The sequence below is a fragment of the Azospirillum melinis genome, assembly GCF_013340935.1.
Classification (GTDB): domain Bacteria; phylum Pseudomonadota; class Alphaproteobacteria; order Azospirillales; family Azospirillaceae; genus Azospirillum; species Azospirillum melinis.
Genome location: NZ_WHOS01000083.1, coordinates 1 through 26215, shown reverse-complemented (window position 1 = coordinate 26215; position 26215 = coordinate 1). Strand labels below are relative to the sequence as shown.

Sequence of the window (26215 nt, the reverse complement as noted above, 5' to 3'; positions counted from 1 at the left end):
CAAGGGGAGCTGGGCAAGGTGGGGGGGTCGCGAAAGGAACCATGCGCGTCTGACTTCTTGCCTTCCCCCTCACCCTCCCCACCCCTGCGGCGTGGGTCCCCTCCCTCTCCCGGGACGGGAGAGGGCGCTTCTCACCGAATGCGATGCTCTTTCTGCCTCAGTCGCCTGCCGCCGGTTGCGGCATCGCGCCATGCCCCGGCCGCCTGCGGACGAACAGCCGGTAGACGGCGACGAAGAAGACCGGCACGAACAGCACCGCCAGAACGGTGGCGGAGATCATGCCGCCCATCACGCCGACGCCGATGGCGTTCTGGCTTTCCGACCCGGCACCGGTGCTGATCGCCAGCGGCAGCACACCGAGGATGAAGGCCATCGAGGTCATGATGATGGGACGCAGGCGCTGACGGCAGGCCTCCGCCGCGGCTTCCTTCAACTCCATGCCCTGGTCGTAGAGCGCCTTGGCGAACTCCACGATCAGGATGGCGTTCTTCGCCGACAGGCCGATGGTGGTCAGCAGGCCGACCTGGAAATAGACGTCGCTCGGCAGGCCGCGCAGGGTCGCCGCGATGACGGCGCCGATGACGCCCAGCGGCACCACCATGATGACCGACACCGGCACCGACCAGCTCTCATAGAGGGCGGCGAGGCAGAGGAAGACGATGATCATCGACAGGGCGTAGAGCGCCGGTGCCTGCGAGCCGCTGAGCCGCTCCTCGTAGGACAGGCCGGTCCACTCATAGCCGATGCCCGGCGGCAGCTTCTGCATCAGCGTCTCCATCTCGGCCATCGCCTCGCCCGAGCTGATGCCCGGTGCGGCCGATCCCTGGATGTTCACAGAGGAGGAGCCGTTGTAGCGCTCCAGCTTCGGCGAGCCGTAGATCCACTGCGCCGTGGTGAAGGCGGAGAAGGGAACCATCTGGCCGCTGGCATTGCGCACGTACCAGCGGTCGATGTCGCTGGGCTGCATGCGGTAGGGCGCGTCGGCCTGGAGATAGACCTTCTTCACCCGGCCCTGGTCGATGAAGTCGTTGACGTAGGACGAGCCCCAGGCCGCCGACAGCGTCGTGTTGATGTCGCTGAGCGACAGGCCGAGCGCGCTCGCCTTCTCGCGGTCGACGTCCAGCTTGAACTGCGGGGTGTCCTCCAGACCGTTGGGACGGACGCCGACCAGCTTCGGGTTCTGCGCCGCCGCACCCAGCAGCTGGTTGCGCGCCTGCATCAGCCGGTCATGGCCGAGCCCGCCGCGGTCGACCAGCTGAAGGTCGAAGCCGGTGGCGTTGCCGAGGCCGGGAACCGAGGGCGGCAGGAAGGAGAAGAGCACCGCGTCCTTCAGCTTCGACATCGCCCCCATCACCCGGCCGGCGATGGCCTGCGGCTTCTGCGAGGCCTGGGTGCGCTCGCTCCAGTCCTTCAGACGGACGAAGGCCATGCCGGCATTCTGGCCGCGGCCGGAGAAGTTGAAGCCGACGATGGTGAACAGGCCCTCGACGCTGTCCTTCTCCTTTTCCAGCATATAGGCGGTGACGGCCTTGGCGGTCTCGGCCGTGCGCTGCGAGCTGGCGTTCGGCGGGGCCGACCACAGCACGAACAGCTGGCCGCGGTCCTCCGTCGGCAGGAAGGAGGACGGCATCTGCACGAACAGATAGCCCAGCCCGCCCAGGATCAGCGCATAGGCGATGAAGTAGCGGCCCAGCCGGTTGACCGCGCCGCGCACGCCGCGGACATAGACCCGGCTGCCGGCATCGAAACCGCGGTTGAACAGGCCGAAGAAGCCGCCACGGGCATGGCCGTGGCCCTCGCCATGGTGGGCAACAGGTTTCAGCAAGGTGGCGCAGAGCGCCGGGGTCAGGACGAGCGCGACCAGAACCGACAGCGCCATCGCCGACACGATGGTCAGCGAGAACTGGCGGTAGATGGCGCCGGCCGACCCACCGAAGAAGGCCATCGGCACGAACACCGCCGACAGCACCAGCGCGATGCCGACCAGCGCGCCGGTGATCTGGTCCATCGACTTGCGCGTCGCCTCGCGCGGGGGGAGCCTCTCCTCGCCCATCACGCGCTCGACGTTCTCGACCACGACGATGGCGTCGTCGACCAGCAGGCCGATCGCCAGCACCATGCCGAACATCGTCAGCACGTTGATGGAGAAGCCGAAGGCCGACATCACGCCGAAGGTGCCGAGCAGCACCACCGGAACCGCGATGGTCGGGATCAGCGTCGCGCGGAAATTCTGGAGGAACAGGTACATCACGACGAAGACGAGGACGATGGCCTCGAACAGCGTCTTGATCACCTCGTGGATCGACAGCTGGACGAAGGGCGTCGTGTCGTAGGGGTAGATGACCTCGATGCCCGCCGGGAAGAAGGGCTGGAGTTCCGCCACCCGCGCCTTGACCGCGGCGGCGGTGTTCAGGGCGTTGGCGCCGGTCGCCAGCTTGATGCCGACGCCGGCCGCCGGCTTGCCGTTGTAGGCGGCGTTGATCTCGTAGGTCTCGGACCCGATCTCGATCCGCGCCACGTCGCGCAGCCGCACCTGCGACCCGTCGGGGTTCACGCGCAGCAGGATGGCGCCGAACTGCTCCGGCGTCTGGAGCCGCGACTGGGCGCTGATGGTGGCGTTGATCTGCTGGCCCTGGACCGCCGGGGCGCCGCCGAGCTGGCCGGCGGAGACCTGGGCGTTCTGGGTCTTGATCGCGTTGGAGACGTCGGTGGTGGTCAGCGCGAAGTTGTTCAGCGCGTCGGGGTCGAGCCAGATGCGCATGGCATGCTGCGGCCCGAAGACGGTGATGTCGCCCACACCTTCGACGCGGCTCAGCGTGTCCTGGAGGTTGGAGGTGACGTAGTCGGCGATGTCGCCCTGGCTGAGGCGCCCGTCGCTCGACACGAAACCGACCACCAGCAGGAAGTCGTTGCCGGCCTTCGACACCTGGATGCCGCGCTGCTGGACCTCCTGCGGCAGCAGCGGCGTCGCCAGCTGCAGCTTGTTCTGGACCTGGACCTGGGCGATGTCGGGGTTGGCCTCCGGCTCGAAGGTCAGGGTGATGGTGACGTTGCCGGAGGAGTCGCTGTTGGAGGACATGTAGCGGAAATGGTCGAGCCCGGTCATCTTCTGTTCGATGACCTGGGTGACCGTGTCCTCCAGCGTCTTGGCCGAGGCGCCGGGATAGCTGGCGGTGATCGACACCGTCGGCGGCGCGATCTTCGGATATTGCTCGATGGGCAGCCGCAGGATCGCCAGGGCACCCGCCATCATGATGACGATGGCGATGACCCAGGCGAAGACCGGGCGGTCGATGAAGAATTTCGACATGGGGGCGGTTCCTGGGATCAGCGGGCCGAGGCGGCCTTTTCAGGCAATGCGGCCAGCGCGTTCTGGGCGGGCACCGGCTTCACCTCCGCGCCCGGCTTCAGCTTCTGCAGGCCTTCCACCACCACGCGCTCGCCGGGAGCCAGCCCGTCCGACACCAGCCAGACATTGCCAACCGGGCGTTCGGTCTTGATGGTGCGCGGGGTCGCCTTGTTGTCGGCGCCCACCACCCAGACGCGGGCGGAGCCGTCCGGCGAGCGGGCGACCGCGGCCTGCGGCACGGTGATGGCGTTCTCCGCCACCCCCTGCTCGACGCGGGCGCGGACGAACAGGCCCGGCAGCAGCTGCTTGTTCGGATTGGGGAAGACCGCGCGCAGCTGGACGGAACTGGTGCCGGCATCGACCGTGACGTCGGCGAACTGCAGCTCGCCCTTTGCCGGATAGGCGGTGTCGTCGCCGCTGGCGTTGCTGTTCAGGAACAGCGTCACCGGGATCTTGCCGGGTTCCGCCGGGCGGATGCGGCCGGTCTCCATGTCCTCGCGCAGCTTCATCAGCTGCGAGGCGGTCTGCGTCACGTCGACATAGATCGGGTCGAACTGCTGGATGGTGGCGAGCGCCGTCGCCTGGTTGGAGGTGACCAGCGCGCCTTCCGTCACCGCCGACTTGCCGATGCGGCCGGAGATGGGGGCGAACACCTTGGTGTAGTTCAGGTTGATGCTGGCAAGGTTGTAGGCGGCCTTGGCCGAGGCCAGCTGCGCCTCGTTCTGCTTCAGCGAGGCCTGGACATCGTCGAAGTCCTGCTTGCTGACCACGCTGTTCTTGACCAGATCGCCATAGCGCGACGCCTTGTTGCGGGCAGCCTGGAGATTGGCCTCGGCCTTCTGCACGTCGGCCTGGGCGCTCGCCAGCGACGCCTCGTAGGTGGCGGGGTCGATCTGATAGAGCTGGTCGCCCGCCTTGACCTCGCTGCCCTCGCGGAACAGGCGCTTCAGCACGATGCCGCTGACCTGCGGGCGGATTTCCGCCACCCGGTAGGGGGCGGTGCGACCCGGCAGTTCGGTGGTCACCGGCAGGCGCTGCGGCTCGATGGTGGCGACCGAGACCTCGGGCGGGCCGCCGGCACCCTGGGGTTGGCCGGATGCCTGCTTCTGCTGGTTGCAGCCGGCGAGCACCGCGATCAGGCAGGCCGCCGCGGCCAACGTCATGAATGGCTTGGAACTGGACATCTGTATTCCTCGTCTCGGCGCCGCACGTCGGCGGACCCGTCTCCCTGCTGCACGCTCTGCTATACGCTGCGGGGTCAGGCGGTCCGGCACATCCCCGTTGCTTAGTACTGTCTCATACAGTACAGTGTACCAGACGATACATTCAGAATGCTGCACCGCGCAAGGGGGTTCCGCAAATGCCCGATATGGGGCCGGAACATGGGAAGTCACCGGGAACCCCCCACGTCCTTTTTGCAGAATGTGCCGGATCGCGGCCCGGGACGGAGAGAAACGCAAGATGACCAGCAGCCAAAAGGCCCACATCGAGAAGGCCCCGCTAGAGAAGGCCGGGATCGGGCACCCGCCTGCTACTGCCACTGCCGGACCGACCTGCGGGCCGGCCACCTACGGGCCGCGCGGCCTGGCGCGCCGGCAGGCGATCCTGACGGCGGCGCGGCGCCTGTTCGTCGAGAAGGGGTTCGAGAAGACGACGCTGAGCGACATCATCGCCGTCGCCGGCGGCTCGCGCGCCACGCTGTACGAGCATTTCGGCGACAAGGAGGGGCTGTTCCGCGCCATCATGGAGGAGGACAATGCCATGATCCTCTCCGGCCTCGCCCCCGCCCAGGCCGATGAGCGGGTGACGCCGGAAGCCGGGCTGACCGCCTTCGCGCTGCATCTGGTCAAGGCCCTGCTGAACGAGGAGACGACCGCCACCGTCCGCATCCTGATCGCGGAGGGCGACCGCGTGCCCGACATCACCGAAGCCTTCTTCCGCATCGGGCCGGAGAACGCCATCGCCCGGCTGGCCGACTATCTGCAACGGCTGTCGGACAGCGGCGATCTGAGCATCGACGATCCGGCCGCCGCCGCGCAGGCCTTCCTGGGCATGGTCACCGGCAACCTGCTGGTCCGCCGCCTGATCCTGCCGCAGAGCGCGCCGGCCATCCCCGACCTCGACCGCTATGTCCGGCAGGCGGTGCGTCTCTTCCTGAACGGGGCGTGCGCGAAGATGAGCAAAGCGGCCTGAGGGGAGGGAAACCTCAAATCGCCGCCTTTCAAATCGTCTCCGCCGCCGTATCCCCCACCCCGTGGGCGCGGCCGGCCTTGGTCAGCGGTTCGGCGATGTCCTCCAGCCCCTTGCCTTCGGCGTCGACGCCATAGACCAGCGCCACCACCCCGCCGACCATCATCACCACCGACCCCAGCACATAGCCCCAGAACAGCGGGTCGCGCTCCGTCCCCTCCCCCACCAGCCAGCCGAACAGCAGCGGGCCGGTGGATCCCACCACCTGGGCGATGGCGAAGAAATAGGAGATCGCCTGCGCCCGGACTTCCAGCGGGAAGATCTCGCTGACCGTCAGATAGGCGGACGAGGCGCCGGCCGAGGCGAAGAAGAAGGAGACGCACCAGAAGATCGTGTGCGTGTTCGCCGTCAGCACCCCCTGGCGGAACAGGAAGGCGGAGACCAGCAGCACGACCCCCGCCAGCAGATAGGTGCCGAAGATCATCCGGCGCCGCCCCACCGTGTCGAACAGCGGCCCCAGCAGCAGCGGTCCGATCAGGTTGCCGGCGGCGAAGGGGAAGAAATAGACCGCAGTCTGCGACGGGTCGAGATGGTAGAAATTCTGCAGGACCAGCGCATAGGTGAAGAAGATCGCGTTGTAGAGGAAGGACTGCGTCACCATCATCGTCACGCCCAGGACGGTGCGCGTCGGGTATTGACGGAAGAAGACGTCGACCAGCTGCGCGTAGGACACCGACTCTTCCGGGACGATGTGCATGGCGCGCTTCGGATCGATCGGCGCCAGCGGCTTGCCCTGCCCGCGCACGCTGGCTTCGATGTCGTCGACGATGCGTTCGGCCTCCGCCTCCCTGCCGTGGGTGACCATCCAGCGTGGGCTTTCCGGGATGTGCCGGCGCAGATAGATGATGATCAGACCCAGCAGCGGGCCGATGAAGAAGGCGATGCGCCAGCCGAGATTTTCCGGCACCAGGGAGTGGTCGAGCAGGAAGACGCTGCCGACCGCGCCGATCATGGCACCCGCCCAATAGGTGCCGTTGACGGCGATGTCGACGCGGCCGCGGAAGCGCGCGGGGATCAGCTCGTCGATGGCCGAGTTGACGGCGGCATATTCGCCGCCGATGCCCATGCCGGCGATGAAGCGCCAGACATAGAGGAACCAGGGCGTCCAGGCGAAGCCGGCGATGCCGGACGCGATCAGGTAGAGCGCCAGCGTGGTGATGAACAGCCGCTTGCGTCCCCAGCGGTCGGTCAGCCGGCCGAAGACCAGCGCCCCCACCACCTGCCCCATCAGATAGACGGTGCCGGCCAGCCCGACCTCGGCACTCGACATGCCGAGGCTCTCCTTATAGCCGGAGGCCGAGATCAGCTGGATTTCGATGCCGTCCAGGATCCAGCTCACCCCCAGCCCGATCACCACCATCCAGTGGAAGCGCGCCCAGGGCAGCCGGTCCATCCGGGCCGGCACCAGACTGCTCACCGCGGCGGCGCTCCTTGCAGCGGTCATGTCGGGCTGGCTCCCTAAGGCTGGCGGCGGATGTCGTGCCTGTGAAACACGGTGTGCCGCCGGAAGGTTTCCGAACCCGCAGGGTGCCGTCAAATATCTGGTATGCGAATTGTCATGACCCTCCTCATTTCCCATTGCGCTTTTGGATCGATCCAATTAGCGTGTGTCGGCAGTTGGAACGCAGCGATGCGTCCTGCGGTCCGGGCAGGATCCCGGACGGCAAGACTTGAGCGGACAAAGTCAATCCGTGCGACGCCGAGCCTTCCGGAAGCACATCCCGGAAAGCGGCGCGACGCGGGTGCGGAGGAACGCCCGTGACCTATGATTTTCAATTCGACGCGGTGTTCGCGTCCTGGGACTATCTGCTCGACGGGGCATGGCTGACCGTCAGGCTGTCGTTCGGCGCCATGGCCATCGGCATGGTGGTCGCCATCCTTTGCGCGCTCGGCAAGACCTCCGGGCCGAAGCCGGTGCGCTGGGCGATCAACGCCTATATCGAGGTCATCCGCAACACGCCCTTTCTGGTGCAGATCTTCCTGATCTTCTTCGGGCTGCCGACCGTCGGACTCCGGCTGTCGCCGGACATGGCGGCGCTGATCGCGATGGTGGTCAATGTCGGCGCCTACGCCACCGAGATCATCCGCGCCGGCATCGAATCCATCCACAAGGGCCAGATCGAAGCCGGGCTGGCGCTGGGCCTCAGGCCGCTGCAGGTCTTCCGCTACATCGTGCTGAAGCCGGCGCTGCGCACGGTCTATCCGGCGCTGACCAGCCAGTTCATCCTGCTGATGCTGAGTTCCAGCGTGGTGTCCGCCATCTCCGCCGACGAGCTGACCTCGGTCGCCAACAACATCCAGTCGCAGACCTTCCGCAGCTTCGAGATCTACATCGTCGTGACCGGGGTCTATCTGGTGCTGGCGCTGATGTTCTCGGCCCTGTTCGCCGGCATCTACCGGCTGGCCTTCGCTTATTCCGTCGACCGGCGCTGAAGGGGACTAAGCGATGATCCGCGCCTTCGGATACAACGAATTCCTGTTCCTGCTCAGCGCCGTGCAATGGACGCTGCTGCTGTCGGTCATCGCCTTCATCGGCGGCGGCATCGTCGGGCTGTTCGTGGCGCTCGGCCGCACCTCGGACGTGAAGCCGTTGCGCCTGCTCGCCACCGGCTACATCCAGCTGTTCCAGGGCACGCCGCTGCTGATGCAGCTGTTCCTCGTCTTCTTCGGCGCCACCGTGGTCGGCATCGACATGAGCCCATGGGTCGCGGCGGCGGTCGGTCTGACGCTGAACACCAGCGCCTTCCTGGGCGAGATCTGGCGCGGCTGCATCCAGTCGGTGCCGCGCGGCCAGTGGGAGGCTGCCTCGTCGCTCGGCCTGCGCTATCCCGGCCTGATGCGCTACGTGATCCTGCCGCAGGCGGTGAAGGTCGCGGTGCCGCCGACCGTGGGCTATCTGGTTCAGGTCATCAAGGGCACCTCGCTGGCCGCCATCATCGGCTTCGTCGAGCTGACCCGCGCCGGCCAAATCGTCAACAACGCCACCTTCCAGCCCTTCCTCGTCTTCGGCATCGTCGCCGCGATCTATTTCGCGCTGTGCTGGCCCCTGTCGCTGCTGAGCCAGCGGCTGGAAGCCCGCTACGCCGCGCCTTCCCGTTAGACCCTGGCCCGCTAAGAACTCTCAAAAACATTCGCACTCGGAGGAAACACCCATGGCCTTCACCGTCACCCGCCGCCTCGTCGTCGCCGGCGCCCTGATGACCGCCGCAATTGGCCTGACCGCCACCGCACACGCCCAGAGCGTCGAGGACATCAAGGGCAAGGGCAAGCTGACCATCGGCATGCTGGTCGATTTCCCGCCCTTCGGCATCACCAGCTCCGACGGCAAGCCGGACGGCTATGACGCCGACGTCGCCAAGCTGATGGCCAAGCACATGGGCGTGCCGGTGGACATCGTGCCGGTGACCGGTCCGAACCGCATCCCCTACCTGCTGACCGGCAAGGTCGACGTTCTGGTCGCCTCGCTCGGCATCACGCCGGAGCGTGCCAAGCAGGTCGCCTTCTCCGAGCCCTATGCCGCCATCGAGATCGGGCTGCTCGCCCCGCAGAAGTCGCCGGTCGCGAAGGCCGAGGATCTGTCGGGCAAGAGCGTCGGCGTCGCCCGCGCCAGCACCCAGGACCAGTCGCTGACCGCGGTGGCGCCGAAGGATGCCCGCATCATGCGCTTCGACGACGACGCCAGCGCCGTGCAGGCCCTGCTGTCCGGTCAGGTCGATGCGCTGGGCGTCAGCAACGTGGTGGCCCAGCAGATCAAGACGATGGCGCCCCAGGCCAATTACGAGATGAAGTTCGTCCTGAAGAGCCAGGTCCAGGGCGTGGCCCTGCGCCAGGGCCAGGACAAGCTGATGGGCTGGGTCAACGGCTTCCTCGACACCGTGAAGAAGAACGGCGAGCTGAACGCCATCCACCAGAAGTGGCTGGGCACCGACCTGCCGGCGGCGGTCACCGCCAGCAAGTCATAAATCAGGCAAAGCGCAATCCCCGGTGGAGGACAGGACCATGGCACTGGCGACCGAACCGACACGCAACGGCGTGGCGCCTCCGATGAGCGCGGATGTCGTCATCCGCATGGAAGGCGTCCAGAAATGGTACGATCAGTTCCAGGTGCTGAAGGACATCGACCTGGAGGTCCACCGGGGCGAGCGCATCGTCATCTGCGGCCCGTCCGGATCGGGAAAATCGACCCTGATCCGCTGCATCAACCAGCTGGAACGCCACCAGAAGGGCCGGATCACCGTCAACGGCGTCGAACTCGGCCCGCACCACCGCCAGCTGGACCTGGTCCGGCGCGAGGTCGGCATGGTGTTCCAGAGCTTCAACCTGTTCCCGCACCTGACCGTGCTGGAGAACTGCATGCTGGCGCCGTTGAAGGTGCGCGGCACCACCAAGGCCGAGGCGAAGGCCACCGCGATGCGCTATCTGGAGCGGGTGCGCATTCCCGAACAGGCGGACAAATACCCCGGCCAGCTCTCGGGCGGCCAGCAGCAGCGCGTCGCCATCGCGCGGTCGCTGTGCATGAACCCGAAGGTGATGCTGTTCGACGAGCCGACCTCCGCGCTGGATCCGGAGATGGTGAAGGAGGTGCTGGACACCATGATCGGTCTGGCCGAGGACGGCATGACCATGCTGTGCGTGACGCACGAGATGGGCTTCGCCAAATCGGTCGCCCACCGCGTGATCTTCATGGACCGCGGCGAGATCGTCGAGCAGAACACGCCGGAGGAGTTCTTCAGCGCCCCGAAATCGGAGCGGACGCGGAGCTTCCTCGGCCAGATTCTGGCCCATTGATGATTTTCTGTTCCACCAAGGACGACTTGCGATGAAGCCCGAAATCCTGTTGGTCGAACCCATGATGCCAGCCATCGAGCAGGCTCTGGACGCGGCCTATACCGTCCACCGTCTGGCCGCCGCCCCGGATCGCGACCGGCTGATCGCCGAGGTCGCCGGCCGGGTGCGCGCCGTCGTCACCGGCGGCGGGACCGGCGTCAAGAACGCGGTGGTCGATGCGCTGCCCCATCTCGGGATCGTCGCCATCAACGGCGTCGGCACCGATGCGGTCGATCTGGAGCATTGCCGCGGCCGCGGCGTGCGCGTCAGCAACACGCCGGACGTGCTGACCGACGATGTGGCCGATCTCGCCATCGGGCTGATGATCGCCGGGTCGCGCCGGATGATGGTGGGCGACCGCTTCGTCCGCGCCGGGCAATGGCCGACGGGCAAGCTGCCGCTCGCCCGCAAGGTCAGCGGCAAGACGCTGGGCGTGCTGGGTCTGGGCCGCATCGGCGAGGCCATCGCCAGGCGCGCCGAGGCCTTCGGCATGACCATCGCCTACACCAACCGCAAGCCGCGCGATGGCGTGTCCTACCGCTTCGTCGCCTCGCCGGTCGATCTGGCGCGGGAGAGCGACATCCTGATGGTCGCGGCCTCGGCCGGGCCGGATGCCCGCAACATGGTCGGGCGCGCCGTGCTCGACGCGCTGGGGCCGGACGGGCTGCTGGTCAATGTCGCCCGCGGCAGCGTGGTGGACGAGCCGGAGCTGCTGGCGGCCCTGACCGAGGGCCGGATCGGCGGCGCCGCGCTGGACGTCTTCGCCGACGAACCGAACGTGCCGGAAGGCTTCTACGGCCTCGACAACGTCGTGCTCCAGCCGCATCAGGCCAGCGCCACGGTCGAGACGCGGATGGCGATGGGCCAGCTGGTGCTCGACAATCTGGAGGCCTTCTTCGCCGGCCGGCCGCTGCCGACCGCCGTGGTGTGAGGCGCCCCCGCCGTGGCCAAGCCGCGCGATAGAGAAAAGCAGGCAAGCGAGAAGCCGGGAAGCGTCACCCTGACGGAGGTCGCCGGCCATGCCGGGGTGTCGCGCTCGACCGTGTCGCTGGTGCTGCGCGGCAGCCCGCTGGTGGCGGCGGAGACGCGGGAGCGGGTCCAGGCCGCCATGGCGGCGCTGGGCTACATCTACAACCGCGGCGCCGCCAACCTGCGCGCCGCCCGCACCCAGACGGTCGGGCTGCTGGTCTGCGAACTGAACAACCCCTTCTATGCCGAGCTGACGGCGGGGGTCGACGACGTGCTGGACACCGAGGGCTTCGTCGCCTTCATCGCCAACACCGCCGAACAGCCGGAGCGCCAGGACCGCTTCCTGCAGCGGATGCGGGAGCACAATGTCGACGGGGTAATCCTCTGCCCGGCCGCCGGGACGGACAGCGAACTGCTCGACCGGCTGGACGGCTGGCGGCTGCCCTGCGTGCAGGCGCTGCGCTTCGTCTCGGACAGCCTGGAGTCCGGCCGGGGACGGGACTATGCTGGGGTCGATTATCAGGCGGGCATCGAGACGGTCATCGATCATCTCGTCGCGCTGGGCCATCGGCGGATCGCCTTCGTCGGCGGCACCTTGGACCATTCCGCCTACGCCGGGCGCCATGCCGGCTTCACCGCGGCGATGCGGCGGCACGGGCTGGCCGACGATCTGGTGGTGCGCTGCCCGCTGACCCGGCGGTCGGGCGCCGGGGTCGCCGAGGATCTGCTGAATAGGCCGCAGACACCCACGGCGGCGCTCTGCTACAACGACGTGGTGGCGCTCGGGCTGATGCTGGGGCTGGAGGCGCGCGGCCTGAGGGCCGGGCGCGATCTGGCCGTCACCGGCTTCGACGACGTGCCGGAAGCGGCGCTCAGCCGGCCGGCGCTGACCACCGTCGCCACCTCCGCAAGGCAGATCGGTCAGGAGGCCGCCCGGCTGCTGCTGCGCCGGATCGCCGACCCGCAGGGCCCGCCCGAGCGGATCATCCTGCCGGGCCGGCTGGTCGTCCGCCAATCCTGCGGCTCCCCCTCCTCTTCCCTCCACCACAGAGACCAGTCATGACCGATACCGTCGAGGCCCTGATCGAGGCGCGCGAAACCCGCCAGTGGCTGACCGGGCTGGACAACCGCCCCGCCACCGAAGCGGAGGCCTATGAGATCCAGGACGCCGTCGCCCGCCGCCTGGGTCCCGTCACCGCCTGGAAGGTCGGCGCCGCCACGCCCGACGCCGAGCCCTTCCGCGCGCCGATCAACGCCGCCACCGTCTTCGAAAACACCGATCACCTGCCGGCCAAGATCTTCCAGGTCATCGGCGTGGAGGCGGAGATCGCCTACCGCTTCGCCCGCGACCTGCCGGTGCGCGAGCAGCCCTACAGCCGGGAAGAGGTTCTGGACGCCGTCGCCTCGGTCCACCCCGCCTGGGAGATCGTCGACACCCGCTTCGCCGGGTTCGGCAGCCAGGATCGGCTGAGCCACATGGCCGACCAGTTCAACCACGGCGCCCTGATCGTCGGGCCGGCCATCGCCGACTGGCGCGCGCTCGACCCGGTTAGGGAAACGGTGACGCTGGAGATCGACGGCGAGACCAAGGTCGATGTCGTCGGCGGCAACAGCGCCGGCGATCCGGTCCGCCTGCTGGTGTGGATGGCCAATGTCGGCACCCGCAGCTTCGGCGGCCTGCATGCGGGCGAGGTGGTGACCACCGGCTCCTGCACCGGCACCATCTTCGTCGAGCCGGGCAGCCGCTCGGTCGCCCGCTACGGCACCATGGGCACCATCACGCTGAAGGTCGACTGAGCGGGTTAAAGCCCTCTCCCGCCCCGGGAGAGGGAGGGGACCCACGAAGTGGGGAGGGTGAGGGGTGATCCAAGCGGCCTAAACCGCATGGCTTCGTGCTCGCCCCCTCACCCTTCCCACCCCGGGAGAGGGAGCCGCCGCCTACGGCAGCAGATGCCCCAGCCGCTGGCCGAGCGCGGTCAGGCCGCTGGAGGCCGGCACGTCGGCACCGGCGACCAGATCGACCGTCCGGCGGACGGCGCCGTCATAGTCGATGCGCAGCCGGCCAACCACGTCGCCGCGATGGACCGGGCTCGGCAGCGGTTCGGCCAGGGTGGCGACAACATGCAGGCTGTTGCGGTCGGCCGGCGCCATGGTGACGGTGATGTCGTCGGCGACCGTCACCGGAACGCTGTCCTCCTCGCCCATCCACACCGGTGCCTGCTCCACCAGCTCGCCCTTGCGCAGCAGAGAGTAGAGCCTGAAGCTGTTCCACGCCCAGTCGAGCAGCCGGGTCGGCTCGTCGTTGCGGGCTTGCGGGCTGGGCAGGCCGTTGACCACCAGCACCAGCCGGCGCCCGTTGCGTTCCCCTGACGCAGTCAGGCCATAGCCGCCGATTTCGGTGTGGCCGGTCTTGATGCCGTCGACGCTGACGGGATGGTAGAGCAGCGGGTTGCGGTTGCCCTGGCGGATGCCGTTCCAGGTGAAGTTCCGCTCCGACTCATAATGGTAGAACTGCGGAAAGTCGCGGATCAGGTGGGTGGCCAGGGTCGCCAGATCGCGGGCGGTGGTGTAGTGGCCCGGATCCGGCCAGCCGCTGGCGTTCATGAAATGGCTGTCGGCCATCCCCAGCTCGCGCGCCTTGGCGTTCATCAGTCCGGCGAAGGCGGATTCGCTGCCGGCCAACCCCTCGGCCAGAGCCACGGCGGCGTCGTTGCCGCTGTCGATCAGCAGGCCGCGCAGCAGATCCTCCACCCGCACCGTGCTGCCCAGCTTCAGGAACATGCGCGAGCCGCCCATCTTCCAGGCGGTCTGGCTGACCGAGAAACTGGTGTCCAACGTCGTCCGGCCATGGACCAGCGCGTCGTAGGTCAGATAGGCCGTCATCATCTTGGTCATCGAGGACGGCGCCATGCGGGTCGTCCCGTTCTTGTCCAGCAGCACCTCACCGCTGGAGAGATCGACCAGATAGGCCTGCTTGGCCGCGGTGTCCGGCTGTGACAGCGCGAATGCGGGGGCGGACAGCAGGACGGCGGCGGCGAGCGACAGGCAGCCGGCCAGACGGCGCATGGTCAGACGGCGAATGGAAAGCCGGCGCAGCAGTGCGGCGGAACGGCCTTCGGTGCGCGGCCGCGGATTGACGACGATCACCCTTGTGGATCCCCTGAGGCGACGGATGGGTCTTGTGACGGCCGTTTCCATGGACCATCGCCGCGCCGGCTTCACCCCTTATTTTCGTATGGGCCTCAATTTTAATGTGGAGAATGGAAGGGTCAGGCCGGGAATTCAGGCCGGATCCAGCAGCCGCGGACCGGCCCCGCCGTCGCCAAGCTCGTCCCACGGGTTGCGCAAGGGGCAGTCGCGGATCGACAGGCAGCCGCAACCGATGCAGCCGTCCAGATTGTCGCGCAGCCTGGTCAGCTTGGCGATGCGGTCGTCCAACTCCTCCCGCCAGCGCTCCGACATGCGGCGCCAGTCGGCGGTGGTCGGGGTGCGGTCCTCCGGCAGGGCGTTCAGCGCGTCGGCGATGGAGGCGAGCGAGATGCCCAGCCGCTGCGCCACCTTGACGACCGCCACCCGCCGCAGCACGTCGCGGGAGAAGCGGCGCTGGTTGCCAGGGTTGCGCCAACTCCGGATCAGCCCCTGTGCCTCGTAGAAATGGATGGTCGAGACCGCCACGCCGGACCGGCGCGCCACCTCCCCCACCGTCAGATCCTTGTCGTACTCCTCCGGCGACAGCATTCCGGCCCTCCCCTCTCCTGCAACCCTCCGTCCCGCCAGTCTGCAGGCTTTTCCGCTTGACCTCAAGTTCTGTTGAGGTTTTAGCCTGCCCCGACTTTGCCGCCCGAATGGGCAAAGTGCCGGTTTGGTGATCAGGGGAATGGGGACCGAATGACCAGGGGAAAGCTTGCCGCCCTGCGTGAGCGCTTGGCGGGCTTGGGTGCGGTGGTGTTCCGGCCGATCCTGCCAGGCGCCACGCTGCGCGACCGCATGATCGCCTGCTGCGGCGCGCTGCTGGGCATCGCCGCGACGGGACTGCTCTGCCGCAACATGCTGACCTATATGTCGAGCGCGCCGGTCCTGGTGGCGCCGATGGGGGCGTCGGCGGTGCTTCTGTTCGCCGTGCCGGCCAGCCCGCTGGCCCAGCCCTGGTCGATCGTCGGCGGCAACACGCTGTCTGCCGTCGTCGGAGTGCTGGTCGCCGCCGTCATTCCCGACCCGATGCTGGCCGGGGCCGCCGCGGTGGCGCTGGCCATCGCCACCATGTCGCTGACCCGCTGCCTTCATCCGCCCGGCGGCGCCGCCGCGCTGACCGCGGTGCTGGGCGGGCCGGCGGTGACCGAGATGGGCATCAAGTTCGCCTTCTTCCCCGTCGCCGTGAACTCTGTCCTGCTGCTGACCGCCGGGCTGATGTTCCACCGGCTGTCCGGTCATCGCTACCCGCACAAGACGGTCAACACCCACCGCACCAACGATCCGCCGCCGCAACTGCGGCCGGGTTTGACCCAGGGCGATGTCGACGGCGCGCTGCGCACCCTGGCCGAGACGCTGGACGTCAGCCGCGACGACCTGGGCGCCCTGCTGGTCAATGCCGAGCTGCACGCGCTGGAGCGGCTGCATGCCGACATCACCTGCCGCGAGATCATGTCGCGCGACCTCGTCATCGTCACGCCGGACACCCATCCCCAGCTGGCCCGCGCCCGGCTGCTGGAGCACGGCTTCCGCACCCTGCCGGTGGTCGATGCGCAGAATGCCGTGGTCGGCATCGTCGGGCACGAGCAGCTGTCGCATTGCGACGCCCTGCATCATGGATCGCGGGTCGCCACGGTGATGGTGCCGGCGGCGACCGAATTGCCCGACACGCCGGTCTTCGCCCTGCTCGGCCGGCTGTCCGACGGCCGCACCCACGATGTGGTGATCGTCGACCAGAACCGGCGCGTGCTGGGAATGATCACCCAGACCGACCTGCTGGTGGTGCTTGCCCGCACCGCGCTTGCCCGTGCGGTGCAGACCGGGGTTGATGGGCTGAACGATGCCCTCCCCCGCGGTTACCTGCGCGACGTGACGGCCGGACGGGCGTAACAGTTGGGCTGCGGCGATTCTTGAACTCTGGTGACGGGACTCCGGAAGGCGTAGTCCGAAGGGCGGAAGCGTCACCAGAGTTCAAGAATCGGAGTGGTCCGCGTCACCAAAGTTCAAGAATCGGATCGACTTCAGGCGATGCGCGCGACCACCCGCTCGTTGATCGGCGGGCGCGACGGGTGGAGGATCAGCCCTTCGCCCGCTTCCTCGACACGGGCGTCCGGATAGGCGGCCATGGCGTATTTCAGGTTCGGGATGAACTTCGTCTTGAACTGGCGGACCAGGGCATAGCCGGCACCGAACTGACCATGCAGCGCCGCCCAGGTGATCGGCGTAGGCTTGTCCAGCGAATGCAGGCGATAGGCCAGCCAGATGTAGACGTCGAGCGCCATCGACTTGCCGCTGATCGCCTTCAGCGCCTCTTCCGCCACCGGCACCGGATGCTCGCGCAAGGCCTTGAAGAAGCTGTCGCTGAGCCGCACCGTCTCGGTGAACAGGGTGCCCTGGCGGTCGTCGGGCCGGCGCAGCTGGATGGCGTCGGCGACGATCGATTCCTTGCTCTGCCGCCGGCCGCCGTCGGCGTCGGTGAAAAAGGTCAGGTGGCAGGCCGAGAGGCGGGCTGCCTGATCCTCCACGTCGCGATAGGCCTTGCCGCAGATCGGGATGTCCATGCGTTTCAGCCAGTCATGCATGGAGCCGCCAAGCTCGACCTCCGGATTCCCGGTCTGAATCGCACGGGTTTGGAGATAGAGCAGAATCATGCGGGCCCGGCTGCCGTAGGGAACGCCGATTCGGCGGGTGACGCCGTTGCGGTCCTCGATCACGCCGGGCTGGATGACCAGCTTCACCTTGTGGCCGGGCCGTTCCCAATGCTGGTCGTCGGGAAGCTGGCGGTGCGGCAGCGCGGTCTGGCAGAATCCGGCATAGGTGATGCCGAGCTTGCCGTTTTCCGCGGCCTGGACCGCCGCGGCGATGTCGATCAGCGGCCGCTCCTCGTCCGAAACGAGGGCCAGCGCGCCGTCGCGTCCGTGTGTCTCGATCAAACGATGAATGCTGCCCATGCCGACCTCCAGCTTTTGGCCACCATGCCCGCCCTTGTGACGGACCGATGACCGAACCTGCCAGATACAACACCCCGGATCGCGCCGAAGGCAATTTGAACCTTGGTGACGCAGGCTATTTGGAACCTATTTGAAACCAACTATTAGATTCGTCACCAAAGTTCAGGGGATAAGTCCGAGTCGCGTCACCACAGTTCAAGCCAGGCGTCACCAGAGTTCATGGGGAAGAATCGGGCGCCTGTGGACGAATCGCGGCAGGGAACGGGCTGTTTGCTTGAACCTTGGTGACGCTGGCCTTGTCGATTCGAGGCCGGAGTCGGCTTTCACGGCCTGTGGAGCGTCACCAAAGTTCAAGGATTCCAGGCAGCTGGGATGGGCGGAGCGATGGGCTGCGCGCCGCCTGTCCGACCCGCTGCCTGTTGAAGGTCATGCGCCTTCCGTCATCCCCGCGAAGGTGGGGATCCAGGCAAACTCCCCTCAAGTGGTTGATTTGAATGGAAACCTGCCTTTGCGGGAGGCGAGGAGGAGGTGAGGCTACGTTCGCTCCACCGCGCGTCATCGCTTCTTACAGTCCGGGCGTCACCAAAGTTCAAACCTCCTGATCGAGTCGGTTTCGAGCCGAGTCGAGGCCCGGTGCGTCACCAAAGTTCAAACCCCGCAAGCGCCCGGCGTCACCAAAGTTCAGGAGTCACGCCGAGTCGGTCCGGCTGTCGGCGTCACCAAAGTTCAAACCCTGACCGGTCCCGTGCCTTCGAAGCGTCACCAAGGTTCAGGACTCCGGCCGCCAGGGAACAGGCCGAGCGTGGCGGAGTTTCCTTGCCCTGGGGCCTGACTGGCCGGAGGGGGGCGACGGGATGCGGGATACCATGGCTGAAACATCCGGTGCGGCATCGGCGGCGGGCAGGGAAGACGGGGAGTCGGGAAGGGTCGTCCTTGCCGCCATCGCGGCCAATCTGGCGATCACCGTCACCAAGTTCGTCGCGGCGCTGATCACCGGCAGCGCGTCGATGCTGAGCGAGGCGGTCCATTCCCTGGTCGATACCGGGAACGAGGCGCTGATGCTGGTCGGGCTGAAGCGCTCGAAGAAGCCGCCCGACGAGCGCCACCCCTTCGGTTACGCGCGCGAGCTATATTTCTGGACCTTCGTCGTGGCGCTGGTGATCTTCGCCGGCGGTGCGGTGGTGTCCATCTATGAAGGGGTGGAGAAGATCCTCCATCCGCAGCCGGTGGAGTCGGCCTGGATCAACTTCGTCGTGCTGGGCGTCGCCTTCGTGATGGAGGCGATCAGCTGGGTGGTGGCGCTGCGCGCCTTCAACGCCGACCGCGGCGAGGCCGGCGTGTTCGAGACCGTCCATGCCAGCAAGGACCCGACCGTCTTCATCGTGCTGTTCGAGGATAGCGCCGCCCTGGTCGGGCTGATCATCGCCGCCGCCTGCCTGTCGGCGGATCTGCTGCTGGACCAGCCGGTCTATGACGGCGTCGGGTCGATCCTGATCGGGCTGGTGCTGGCCGCCACCGCCGCCTTCCTCGCCTATGAGACGAAGAGCCTGCTGATCGGCGAGGCCGCCCGCCCCGATCTCGTCCATGGTGTGCGCGCCCTGGCGCGGGAGGAGGAGGCGGTCGACCGTGTGAACGAGGTGCTGACCATCCATCTCGGCCCCAAGGTGGTGATCGTCAACCTCAGCCTGGATGTGCGGGACGAGGTCAGCGCCGGTGAGGTGGAGCGGACGCTGGCCCGCATCGAACGCCGGGTGAAGGAGCGCTTCCCGGAGATCCGCCGCGTCTTCACCGAGGTGCGCGCGGCAGGCGATCGCTCCAACCTTGCAGACAGCTGAACCTTGCAAACGGCCGGACCGACACCACATGCCGGGCAGAGCGCAACCAGGATGGAGCAGCCCTGCCCGGCAGGCGGGGACCCGATGAACACTTCGCCAAGCGGCCCCAGACGGCCGCGGGGGATCGGATCTCCGGTCGCCCGCGGCGTATCCATATCTTCCTGCATGAGCGATCCGGTCGCTCCCATGCTGCCCGGCTTGGTGCATGGCCCGACCGATGCCTGACGCGCATTACGCTGCCGGCTCTTCTTATCCTCACCTGTTCTGTCGAACGCGGGGTGCCCCAGGCGCCGGCCGTGCGATGACTCATGCCCATTTTTCCAAGGAATCCTTCGATGCTCTCGTTTGAGATCGCCATCATCGTCGCATTGACGCTCCTCAACGGGGTGTTCGCCATGTCCGAACTGGCGGTCGTCTCCTCGCGCAAGGCCCGGCTCCAGCATCTGGCCGACCAGGGTGACCGCGGAGCGCGGACGGCGCTGCGGCTGATCGAGGAGCCGAGCCGCTTCCTCAGCACCGTCCAGATCGGCATCACGCTGGTCGGCGTCGTCGCCGGCGCCTATGGCGGTGCCACGCTGGGCGACCGGCTGGGCCAGTGGCTGGACGGCTTCCCCGTCCTGGCCGGCAAGGGCGAGATCCTCGGCGTCGGCGGCGTGCTGGTGGTCATCACCTATCTGTCCATCGTGCTGGGCGAGCTGATTCCGAAGCGCATCGCCCTGAAGAACCCGGAGCGGATCGCCGCCCTGATCGCGCCGCCGATGCGCGCGCTGTCCCGCATCGCCGCCCCCTTCGTCTGGCTGCTCGGCGCCTCCACCGACCTGCTGCTGCGGCTGCTCGGCCTGCATGGCGCGCGTGAGGAGACGGTCACCGAGGAGGAGGTCCGCTCGATGATCTCCGAAGGCACCGAGACCGGCGTCTTTGCCCCGGCCGAGAAGGAGATGATCGACGGCGTGCTGCGGCTGGCCGACCGCACGGTGCGCAGCATCATGGTCCCCCGCCCGGACGTCGCCTGGCTCGACCTCGGCAAGCCGCAGGCCGAATTGCTGGAGGCGATCCGCAGCTTCGGCCATTCCCGCTATCCGGTGTGCCGCGGCGCGCTCGACGAGCTGGTCGGCGTCGTCCACACCCGCGACCTGCTTGGCATGGTCGTCGAGGGCCGCCCCTTCGATCTGGAGGCCGGGGCCGCCAAGCCGCTGGTGGTGCATGACGGAACGCCGATCCTGAAGCTGCTCGACCTGATGAAGAACTCGGGCCACCATCTGGCGATGGTCGTCGACGAGTATGGCAGCATCGAGGGGCTGGTCACCTTGACCGACATCCTGGAGATCATCGCCGGCGACCTGCCGGAAGCCGGCGAGGCGGTGGAGACCGCGGCGATCCGGCGCGAGGACGGCTCCTGGCTGGTCGAGGGCTGGATGCCGGTGGACGAGTTCGAGGACACCATCGGCGTGCGCGGCCTGCGCGATGCCGGCGACTTCCACACGGTGGCGGGGCTGGTGCTGCACCGGCTGGGCCATGTGCCGCAGGCCGGCGAGTGGTTCGACTGGAACGGCGTCCGCTTCGAGGTGGTCGACATGGACGGGCGCCGCATCGACAAGGTGCTGGTGATGCCCAGGATCGAGCAGCCGGCCGAAGCCGAGGAGTGAGATTCGCGGCCGGCCGAGGGCGCGGGGTTGCATTTGTTGTTGCAACTCCGCACGGGCTCCATTGACAAAGTTCCGGCAACTTGCTCAGACTCCGCCCGGCCCGCCGATGGGGGGCGGAGTCCAAGCTGAATGACGGGAGTGCGGTCGATGGGTGGCGGGGGCGACGAGATGCGCCAGTTGCGCGAGCGCCGCGGCGAGAACCAGACGCAGTTCGCCGACTGGCTGAACGGGCAACTCAGCCGCAGCTATACCAAGGCGCGGATCAGCCGCTGGGAAAGCGGGGCGGAACGCATCCCGCAGCAGCTCGTCGATTTCCTGACCCGCTACAAGGCGGACGAGCGACCGCGCTCCGCAACCTATCTGGCGGTTGCCAACCAGAAGGGCGGCGTCGGCAAGACCGCCACCGCCGTCAACCTCGCCTATGCCCTGACCGAGGGCGGGGCGCGGGTGCTGCTGATCGACTGCGACTCCCAGAGCAACGCCACCGTCCATGTCGGCATCGGCAACGCCGCCATCGTCGCCTTGGAGCAGCAGCGCAAGACACTCTATTATGTGCTGCGCTCGGAAGAGCCGCTGACCTCGGTGATCATGCCGACGGCGGAGAGCGGGCTGGATCTGGCGCCGGCCGGGCTGTCGCTGGCCGATGCCGACGTGGAGCTGGCCGCCGATTCCACCGGCGGGCTGATCCTGCGCGAGAAGCTGGACGAGGTGCGCCACTCCTACGATTTCGTGGTGATGGACTGCGCGCCCAACCTGGGGCTGGTGACCGCCAACGCTTTGTCGGCGGCGGAGCTGGTGGTGGTGCCGGTGCAGACGGAGGCGCTGGCCCTGCTGGGCGTCAAGCGGCTGGTCGACACCATCGGCCGCATCCGCCGCCGGGTGAACCCGGCCCTGCGCATCGCCGGCATCATCCCGACCATGTACAACGACCGGCTGACCCAGGACCGCGCGACGTTGCAGGAGCTGCACGAATCCTATGCCGGTCAGGTGCCGGTCTTCGATCCCATCCCGCGCGCCACCGTTTATGGCAAGGCCGCGGCGGCCGGCATGATCACGCTGGCCGGCGATCCCAAGGCGCCGGGGGCCGAGACCTTCCGCGAGGTGGCGCGCCAGATCCGCGCCTATGCCCAGAACCGGGAGACGACCCATGTCGCGTAAGTTCGAACGCAAGACCCGCGAGCTGCTGGGCACTGCGGCTGAGCCGACCGGAGGCATGGCCGGCGGGCTGACGGTGGGCAGCGACCGGCTGTTCGGCACCTCGGCCGGCTTCCCGCATGTGGTGGAGCTGGACCTTGCCCGCGTCCACCGCAACCCCGACCAGCCCCGCCGCCATTTCGACGAGGCGGAGCTGCGCAGCCTCGCCGCCTCCATCGAACGGCACGGGTTGCAGAACCCGGTCCTGGTCCGTCCCCTGCCCCAGGGCGAGTATCTGCTGATCGGCGGCGAGCGTCGGGTGCGCGCCCATGAGATGCTGGGCCGCAAGACGGTCTTCGCCATCCTGACCTCCGGCGACCCCGATGAGATCGGGCTGATCGACAATGTCCAGCGCGTCGATCTGAACGCGGTGGAATATGCGGCGGCGCTCGCCCGGCTGATCGACAAGCACGGCTACACCCATGACGAGCTGGCCGCCGTCGTCGGGCGCGACCGCACCGACGTGACCAAGCTGCTGGCGATCATGGGGCTGCCGGAGGAGATCCGGGAGGAGTATGCGACCGAGTTCGCCCATGTCTCCCGCTCCGTGATGATCGAGATCGCCGCCGCCCCCGCCGGGTTGCAGGCCGGGCTGTGGAAGCGGGCCAAGGAAGGCGCCAGCGTCAAGGCGGTGCGGCAGGCCAAGCGCGACCATGCCCAAGGAGACGCCGTGGAGGACGCGCCGGCCCAGGAGCCGGATGCGAAGGAGGCGGTGCGGGCCTTGCAGGCCAGCGTGAAGCGCATCCTGCGCGACGTGGCGGTGGTGCGCGAACAGCGCCGCCATCTCGACCCCGGCAACCGCGAGCGGCTGGTGCGGCTGCGGGCCGAGATCGACGCCATTCTGGACGAGGGCGCCTAAACGCCCTCCCCCAGCAGCGATTTCGGCTCCAGGAAGGCGTCGAGGCCGAAGCTGCCATATTCGCGGCCGATGCCGGACTGCTTGAAGCCGCCGAACGGCGCCTTCGGATCGTGGGCGAGGCTGTTGATCAGGACGCGGCCGGCGACGATGCGGTCCGCCACCCGGCGGGCACGGGCGGTGTCGCCGGCCAACACATAGGCCTGGAGGCCGTAGATTGTGTCGTTGGCGATGGCGACCGCCTCCTCCTCGTCCTCGTAAGCGATGATGGAGAGGACGGGGCCGAAGATCTCCTCGCGCGCGATGGTCATGTCGTTGCGGACGCCGGTGAACAGGGTCGGCCGCACGAACCAGCCGCCGGAAAACTCCGGCTGCCCCTCCGGGCGCCCTTCCCCGCCGGCCAGCAGGACGGCGCCCTCCCCCACCCCGATGCGGATGTAGCGCTGCACCCGGTCCCACTGGGTCCGGCTGACCATCGGACCGACGGTGGTTGCCGGATCGCGCGGGTCGCCGGCACGCACCGCCTCGACCGCCGCCTTGGTCAGCGCCTCGATCTCGGCGAGGCGGCTGCGCGGAGCCAGCAGGCGGGTGCCGGCGATGCAGGCCTGACCGCTGTTCATGAAGGCGGCACTGACCGCCAGCGGGATCGCCCGCGACAGGTCGGCATCGTCGAGGATAATCGTCGGCGATTTGCCGCCCAGCTCCAGCGTGACGCGTTTCAGGCTGTCGGCGGCCGCGCGCAGGATCGCCTTGCCGGTGGCGGTGGAGCCGGTGAAGGAGATCTTGGCGACGTCCGCATGGCTGGAGATCGCCGCCCCCACCCGCTCGCCGCGCCCGGTCACGATGTTGACCAGGCCGGGCGGCAGTCCGGCCGCATGCAGCGCCTCGGTCACGATCCGCGTCTGGCGGGCGCTCATCTCGCTGGGCTTGATCACCGCGGTGCAGCCGGCGGCGATGGCGGTGGCGAGCTTGCCGCAGATGAAGCCGGCATTGCTGTTCCACGGCGTGATCAGCCCGGCGACGCCGAGCGGCTCCATGCTGACCTCGGCCGTGCCCATGCGGCGGACGAAGGGGTAATCGGCGAGCAGGGCTGCGGTCTCGCGGAAGGCGTTCACCGGGTGATCGACCATGAAGGCGGCGCGGGAGGCCGGGGCGCCATACTCCTCAATCACGGCGTCGAGCAGATCGTCGCGCCGGGCGGCCACGGCATCGCCCAGCCGGTGGAGCAGGGCGATCCGCTCCGCCTTGGCCGTCCGGGAGAAGGCCGGAAAGGCGCGCTTGGCGGCGGCAATGGCGGCTTGCGCGTCCTCCTCGTCAGCAAGGCGGACGCGGCCGGTGACGGCGCCGGTCGCCGGATTGTGCAGGTCGAACAGCTCCGTCCCATGCGGGGTGACGAAGCGGCCGTTTATATAGATGCTGTCGATCTCGTGCATCGGGCTCTCCCGGTAAGGTGAATGGGTTTCGGCCATTCAGGTGGCACAGGGGCCGCCGGGTGATAAGGTGGACAATCCCGCATGCATCGGTGAACGGATCGGGACAATGAGTGTGACTGGACTGGCGGAGCTGGAAGCGGTGCAGGCCGTTGCCCGGCATCGCGGTTTCCGCGCCGCGGCGGCCGAGCTGGGGATGTCGCGCTCGGCGCTCAGCCATGCCATCGCGGCTCTGGAGGAGCGGCTGGGGGTGCGGCTGTTCCACCGCACGACACGCAGCGTGGCGCTGACCCAGGCGGGCGAGCAGTTCGTCGCCGACACCGCCTCTGCCCTGCGCGACATCCGCGCCGCCATCGACCGGCTGTCCGACCATCGGCTGGCCCCCGCCGGAACGCTGCGCATCAACAGCTCGGCCGGAGCGGCGCGGATGATCATGAAGCCGATCATCCTGGAGTATCTGCGCCGCTATCCTGAGATGACCGTCGACATCGTCACGGAAGGGAAGCTGGTCGACATCGTGCTGGAGGGCTTCGATGCCGGTGTGCGGCTGGCGGAGCAGGTGCCGCAGGACATGATCGCCATCCCGCTCGGCCCCGACCTGCGCTTCGCGGTCGTCGGCACGCCGGAGTATTTCGCCGGCCGCACCCCACCGGAGACGCCGGCCGACCTCGCCCGCCATCGCTGCATCCGCAGCCGCCTGCCGAGCGGCGCCCTCTATCGCTGGGAGTTCGAGCGGCATGGCGAGGCGGTCGCCATCGACGGCACCGGGCCGCTGATCCTGGACGATGCCGATCTGATGCTCGCCGCTGTCCGCGCCGGGCTCGGGCTGGGCTATCTGGCGGAATGGCATGTCGCCGATGACATCGCCGCCGGGCGCCTGCTGCGCGTGCTGGAGGAGTGGACGCAGCCGTTTCCCGGACTGTGCCTCTATTATTCAGGCCGGCGGCATCTGCCGCCGGGGGTGCGGATGCTGGTTGATCTGGTGCGGGAGCTTGGCGGGCGGCGGTAGGGGGACGATGTGGGACGTCCCACGTTCTGCGGGGCTATTGTGGGACGTCCCACATCGCCGTCCGGCCGCCCGCGAAGCGTTCCAGTTCCGTCACCAGACGGTCGGCGAGAGCCGCCACGTCGTCGCGGCGGAGAAGCCCGCCGGCATATTCCAGCCGCAGCACCAGCGTGTCGCGCGGCACCACCACCAGGGTCAGCGGCCAGCTCATCCGGCCGCGGTTGCCGACGTCGCGGAAGGACAGGGTGGCGCGCTCGCTCTGCCACAGCGCCTCGTCCACCGGGTAATTCTCGAAGATCACCACGCTGTCGAAGGGGGCGGCGGCGGTCCAGCTTTGCAGCTCCGGCGGCGGGGCGTGCTCATGCTGGCGGGCGGCGATGTTGGCGTCGAAGAGGTCGCGCAGCCAGCCATCGTCTCCCTTGTCATCGCTCACCGCACAGACCAGCGGCAGGACGCCGACCAGCAACCCGGTGACATGGTCGATCCCCGGCATCTCGACCGAGCGGCCCGACATCACCGCCCCGAAGGCGACGGTGCTCTGGCCGGTGACGGCGGCCAGCAGCCGCAGCCATGCCGCCTGGACCAGCGTGTTCAGCGTCACCTTCCGCCCGCCGGCATGGTGCTGGAGCCGCTGCACGGTTGGCGCGTCGATGGTGCGTTCCTCGGCATCGTCCGGTTCCGGGCAGGCGGGCGGAAGGTGACGCTGAACACGC

General features: G+C 68.1%; 22 protein-coding genes. 14 read left to right on the top strand and 8 right to left on the bottom strand.

Translation table 11 applies throughout. The annotated features are described in order from the left end of the window. Positions 1-157 precede the first annotated feature (157 nt). Positions 158-3310 carry an efflux RND transporter permease subunit gene (locus tag GBZ48_RS32955; protein ID WP_174474883.1) on the bottom strand — a complete coding sequence of 1051 codons (3153 nt, stop codon included), beginning with the start codon at positions 3308-3310 and terminating at the stop codon, positions 158-160. A 17-nt stretch (positions 3311-3327) separates the two neighbouring features. Continuing rightward, the gene (locus tag GBZ48_RS32950; RefSeq protein WP_174474882.1) at positions 3328-4533 is read right to left on the bottom strand and encodes an efflux RND transporter periplasmic adaptor subunit; all 1206 of its coding nucleotides are present in this window, start codon (positions 4531-4533) and stop codon (positions 3328-3330) included. Positions 4534-4810: 277 nt separating this feature from the next. Here GBZ48_RS32950 and GBZ48_RS32945 point away from each other — a divergent pair, with 277 nt between their 5' ends. Next, positions 4811-5542 (top strand): TetR/AcrR family transcriptional regulator, encoded by a 732-nt coding sequence (locus GBZ48_RS32945; protein ID WP_246307620.1) that lies wholly within the window; start codon positions 4811-4813, stop codon positions 5540-5542. Positions 5543-5570: 28 nt separating this feature from the next. Here GBZ48_RS32945 and GBZ48_RS32940 read toward each other — a convergent pair whose 3' ends face one another. After that, positions 5571-7043: an MFS transporter gene (locus tag GBZ48_RS32940; RefSeq protein WP_174474881.1), complete on the bottom strand. Its 1473-nt coding sequence runs from the start codon at positions 7041-7043 to the stop codon at positions 5571-5573. A gap of 314 nt (positions 7044-7357) precedes the next feature. On the opposite strand from GBZ48_RS32940, the gene GBZ48_RS32935 reads away from it, so the two are divergent. The 7 genes from GBZ48_RS32935 to GBZ48_RS32905 are packed head-to-tail and all read left to right on the top strand — an operon-like array spanning position 7358 to position 13192. Further along, positions 7358-8032 (top strand): ABC transporter permease subunit, encoded by a 675-nt coding sequence (locus tag GBZ48_RS32935; RefSeq protein WP_174474880.1) that lies wholly within the window; start codon positions 7358-7360, stop codon positions 8030-8032. A gap of 13 nt (positions 8033-8045) precedes the next feature. Then, the gene (locus GBZ48_RS32930; RefSeq protein ID WP_174474879.1) at positions 8046-8699 is read left to right on the top strand and encodes an amino acid ABC transporter permease; all 654 of its coding nucleotides are present in this window, start codon (positions 8046-8048) and stop codon (positions 8697-8699) included. A gap of 52 nt (positions 8700-8751) precedes the next feature. Next, positions 8752-9561 (top strand): transporter substrate-binding domain-containing protein, encoded by an 810-nt coding sequence (locus tag GBZ48_RS32925; protein WP_174474878.1) that lies wholly within the window; start codon positions 8752-8754, stop codon positions 9559-9561. A gap of 37 nt (positions 9562-9598) precedes the next feature. Continuing rightward, positions 9599-10387 carry an amino acid ABC transporter ATP-binding protein gene (locus tag GBZ48_RS32920; RefSeq protein ID WP_281362519.1) on the top strand — a complete coding sequence of 263 codons (789 nt, stop codon included), beginning with the start codon at positions 9599-9601 and terminating at the stop codon, positions 10385-10387. A gap of 31 nt (positions 10388-10418) precedes the next feature. Then, on the top strand, positions 10419-11357 hold the full coding sequence (locus tag GBZ48_RS32915) for a 2-hydroxyacid dehydrogenase (RefSeq protein WP_174474877.1): 939 nt from the start codon (positions 10419-10421) through the stop codon (positions 11355-11357). A gap of 12 nt (positions 11358-11369) precedes the next feature. Continuing rightward, complete coding sequence (locus tag GBZ48_RS32910) at positions 11370-12458, top strand: substrate-binding domain-containing protein (protein WP_174474876.1); 1089 nt, start codon at positions 11370-11372, stop codon at positions 12456-12458. After that, a complete protein-coding gene (locus GBZ48_RS32905) occupies positions 12455-13192 on the top strand; it encodes a 2-keto-4-pentenoate hydratase (protein ID WP_174474875.1) in 738 nt (245 codons plus the stop codon). Before GBZ48_RS32910 ends, GBZ48_RS32905 begins: the two co-directional genes overlap by 4 nt. A 141-nt stretch (positions 13193-13333) precedes the next feature. Here the strand turns inward: GBZ48_RS32905 and GBZ48_RS32900 are convergent, their stop codons facing one another. Both GBZ48_RS32900 and soxR read right to left on the bottom strand, forming a co-directional pair. Beyond that, positions 13334-14542: a serine hydrolase gene (locus tag GBZ48_RS32900; protein ID WP_174474874.1), complete on the bottom strand. Its 1209-nt coding sequence runs from the start codon at positions 14540-14542 to the stop codon at positions 13334-13336. A gap of 135 nt (positions 14543-14677) precedes the next feature. Beyond that, positions 14678-15133, bottom strand: a complete 456-nt coding sequence (gene soxR / locus GBZ48_RS32895) for a redox-sensitive transcriptional activator SoxR (RefSeq protein ID WP_174474873.1) — start codon at positions 15131-15133, stop codon at positions 14678-14680. A gap of 150 nt (positions 15134-15283) precedes the next feature. On the opposite strand from soxR, the gene GBZ48_RS32890 reads away from it, so the two are divergent. Further along, positions 15284-16474 carry an HPP family protein gene (locus GBZ48_RS32890; protein ID WP_174474872.1) on the top strand — a complete coding sequence of 397 codons (1191 nt, stop codon included), beginning with the start codon at positions 15284-15286 and terminating at the stop codon, positions 16472-16474. A 131-nt stretch (positions 16475-16605) separates the two neighbouring features. On the opposite strand, the gene GBZ48_RS32885 is transcribed toward GBZ48_RS32890, so the two are convergent. After that, positions 16606-17535: a replication protein RepA gene (locus tag GBZ48_RS32885; RefSeq protein ID WP_174474871.1), complete on the bottom strand. Its 930-nt coding sequence runs from the start codon at positions 17533-17535 to the stop codon at positions 16606-16608. Positions 17536-18401: 866 nt separating this feature from the next. On the opposite strand from GBZ48_RS32885, the gene GBZ48_RS32880 reads away from it, so the two are divergent. The 4 genes from GBZ48_RS32880 to GBZ48_RS32865 all read left to right on the top strand — a co-directional run bounded on the left by GBZ48_RS32880 (position 18402) and on the right by GBZ48_RS32865 (position 23069). After that, a complete protein-coding gene (locus GBZ48_RS32880) occupies positions 18402-19370 on the top strand; it encodes a cation diffusion facilitator family transporter (RefSeq protein ID WP_174474870.1) in 969 nt (322 codons plus the stop codon). Positions 19371-19705: 335 nt separating this feature from the next. After that, positions 19706-21016 carry a hemolysin family protein gene (locus tag GBZ48_RS32875; protein ID WP_174474869.1) on the top strand — a complete coding sequence of 437 codons (1311 nt, stop codon included), beginning with the start codon at positions 19706-19708 and terminating at the stop codon, positions 21014-21016. A gap of 129 nt (positions 21017-21145) precedes the next feature. Next, positions 21146-22174 carry an AAA family ATPase gene (locus GBZ48_RS32870; RefSeq protein ID WP_246307619.1) on the top strand — a complete coding sequence of 343 codons (1029 nt, stop codon included), beginning with the start codon at positions 21146-21148 and terminating at the stop codon, positions 22172-22174. Further along, positions 22164-23069, top strand: coding sequence for a ParB/RepB/Spo0J family partition protein (locus GBZ48_RS32865; protein WP_174474868.1), 906 nt, complete (start codon positions 22164-22166; stop codon positions 23067-23069). The genes GBZ48_RS32870 and GBZ48_RS32865 overlap by 11 nt, the downstream gene beginning before the upstream one ends. Here the strand turns inward: GBZ48_RS32865 and GBZ48_RS32860 are convergent. Further along, positions 23066-24499 carry an aldehyde dehydrogenase family protein gene (locus GBZ48_RS32860; RefSeq protein WP_174474867.1) on the bottom strand — a complete coding sequence of 478 codons (1434 nt, stop codon included), beginning with the start codon at positions 24497-24499 and terminating at the stop codon, positions 23066-23068. The two genes, GBZ48_RS32865 and GBZ48_RS32860, sit on opposite strands and share 4 nt — an antisense overlap. A gap of 106 nt (positions 24500-24605) precedes the next feature. Between GBZ48_RS32860 and GBZ48_RS32855 the strand changes: the two genes are divergently transcribed. Next, positions 24606-25505, top strand: a complete 900-nt coding sequence (locus tag GBZ48_RS32855) for a LysR family transcriptional regulator (RefSeq protein WP_174474866.1) — start codon at positions 24606-24608, stop codon at positions 25503-25505. A 34-nt stretch (positions 25506-25539) separates the two neighbouring features. On the opposite strand, the gene GBZ48_RS32850 is transcribed toward GBZ48_RS32855, so the two are convergent. Then, positions 25540-26215, bottom strand: a 676-nt coding sequence (locus GBZ48_RS32850) for a condensation domain-containing protein (protein ID WP_174474865.1), incomplete at its 5' end; no start/stop codon positions are given.

Coding starts and splice junctions, on each gene's coding strand:
- GBZ48_RS32955 (WP_174474883.1), bottom strand. CDS start 3,310: ATGTCGAAATTCTTCATCGACCGCCCGGTCTTCGCCTGGGTCATCGCC.
- GBZ48_RS32950 (WP_174474882.1), bottom strand. CDS start 4,533: ATGTCCAGTTCCAAGCCATTCATGACGTTGGCCGCGGCGGCCTGCCTG.
- GBZ48_RS32945 (WP_246307620.1), top strand. CDS start 4,811: ATGACCAGCAGCCAAAAGGCCCACATCGAGAAGGCCCCGCTAGAGAAG.
- GBZ48_RS32940 (WP_174474881.1), bottom strand. CDS start 7,043: ATGACCGCTGCAAGGAGCGCCGCCGCGGTGAGCAGTCTGGTGCCGGCC.
- GBZ48_RS32930 (WP_174474879.1), top strand. CDS start 8,046: ATGATCCGCGCCTTCGGATACAACGAATTCCTGTTCCTGCTCAGCGCC.
- GBZ48_RS32925 (WP_174474878.1), top strand. CDS start 8,752: ATGGCCTTCACCGTCACCCGCCGCCTCGTCGTCGCCGGCGCCCTGATG.
- GBZ48_RS32920 (WP_281362519.1), top strand. CDS start 9,599: ATGGCACTGGCGACCGAACCGACACGCAACGGCGTGGCGCCTCCGATG.
- GBZ48_RS32915 (WP_174474877.1), top strand. CDS start 10,419: ATGAAGCCCGAAATCCTGTTGGTCGAACCCATGATGCCAGCCATCGAG.
- GBZ48_RS32905 (WP_174474875.1), top strand. CDS start 12,455: ATGACCGATACCGTCGAGGCCCTGATCGAGGCGCGCGAAACCCGCCAG.
- soxR (WP_174474873.1), bottom strand. CDS start 15,133: ATGCTGTCGCCGGAGGAGTACGACAAGGATCTGACGGTGGGGGAGGTG.
- GBZ48_RS32890 (WP_174474872.1), top strand. CDS start 15,284: ATGACCAGGGGAAAGCTTGCCGCCCTGCGTGAGCGCTTGGCGGGCTTG.
- GBZ48_RS32885 (WP_174474871.1), bottom strand. CDS start 17,535: ATGGGCAGCATTCATCGTTTGATCGAGACACACGGACGCGACGGCGCG.
- GBZ48_RS32880 (WP_174474870.1), top strand. CDS start 18,402: ATGGCTGAAACATCCGGTGCGGCATCGGCGGCGGGCAGGGAAGACGGG.
- GBZ48_RS32875 (WP_174474869.1), top strand. CDS start 19,706: ATGCTCTCGTTTGAGATCGCCATCATCGTCGCATTGACGCTCCTCAAC.
- GBZ48_RS32870 (WP_246307619.1), top strand. CDS start 21,146: ATGACGGGAGTGCGGTCGATGGGTGGCGGGGGCGACGAGATGCGCCAG.
- GBZ48_RS32865 (WP_174474868.1), top strand. CDS start 22,164: ATGTCGCGTAAGTTCGAACGCAAGACCCGCGAGCTGCTGGGCACTGCG.
- GBZ48_RS32860 (WP_174474867.1), bottom strand. CDS start 24,499: ATGCACGAGATCGACAGCATCTATATAAACGGCCGCTTCGTCACCCCG.
- GBZ48_RS32855 (WP_174474866.1), top strand. CDS start 24,606: ATGAGTGTGACTGGACTGGCGGAGCTGGAAGCGGTGCAGGCCGTTGCC.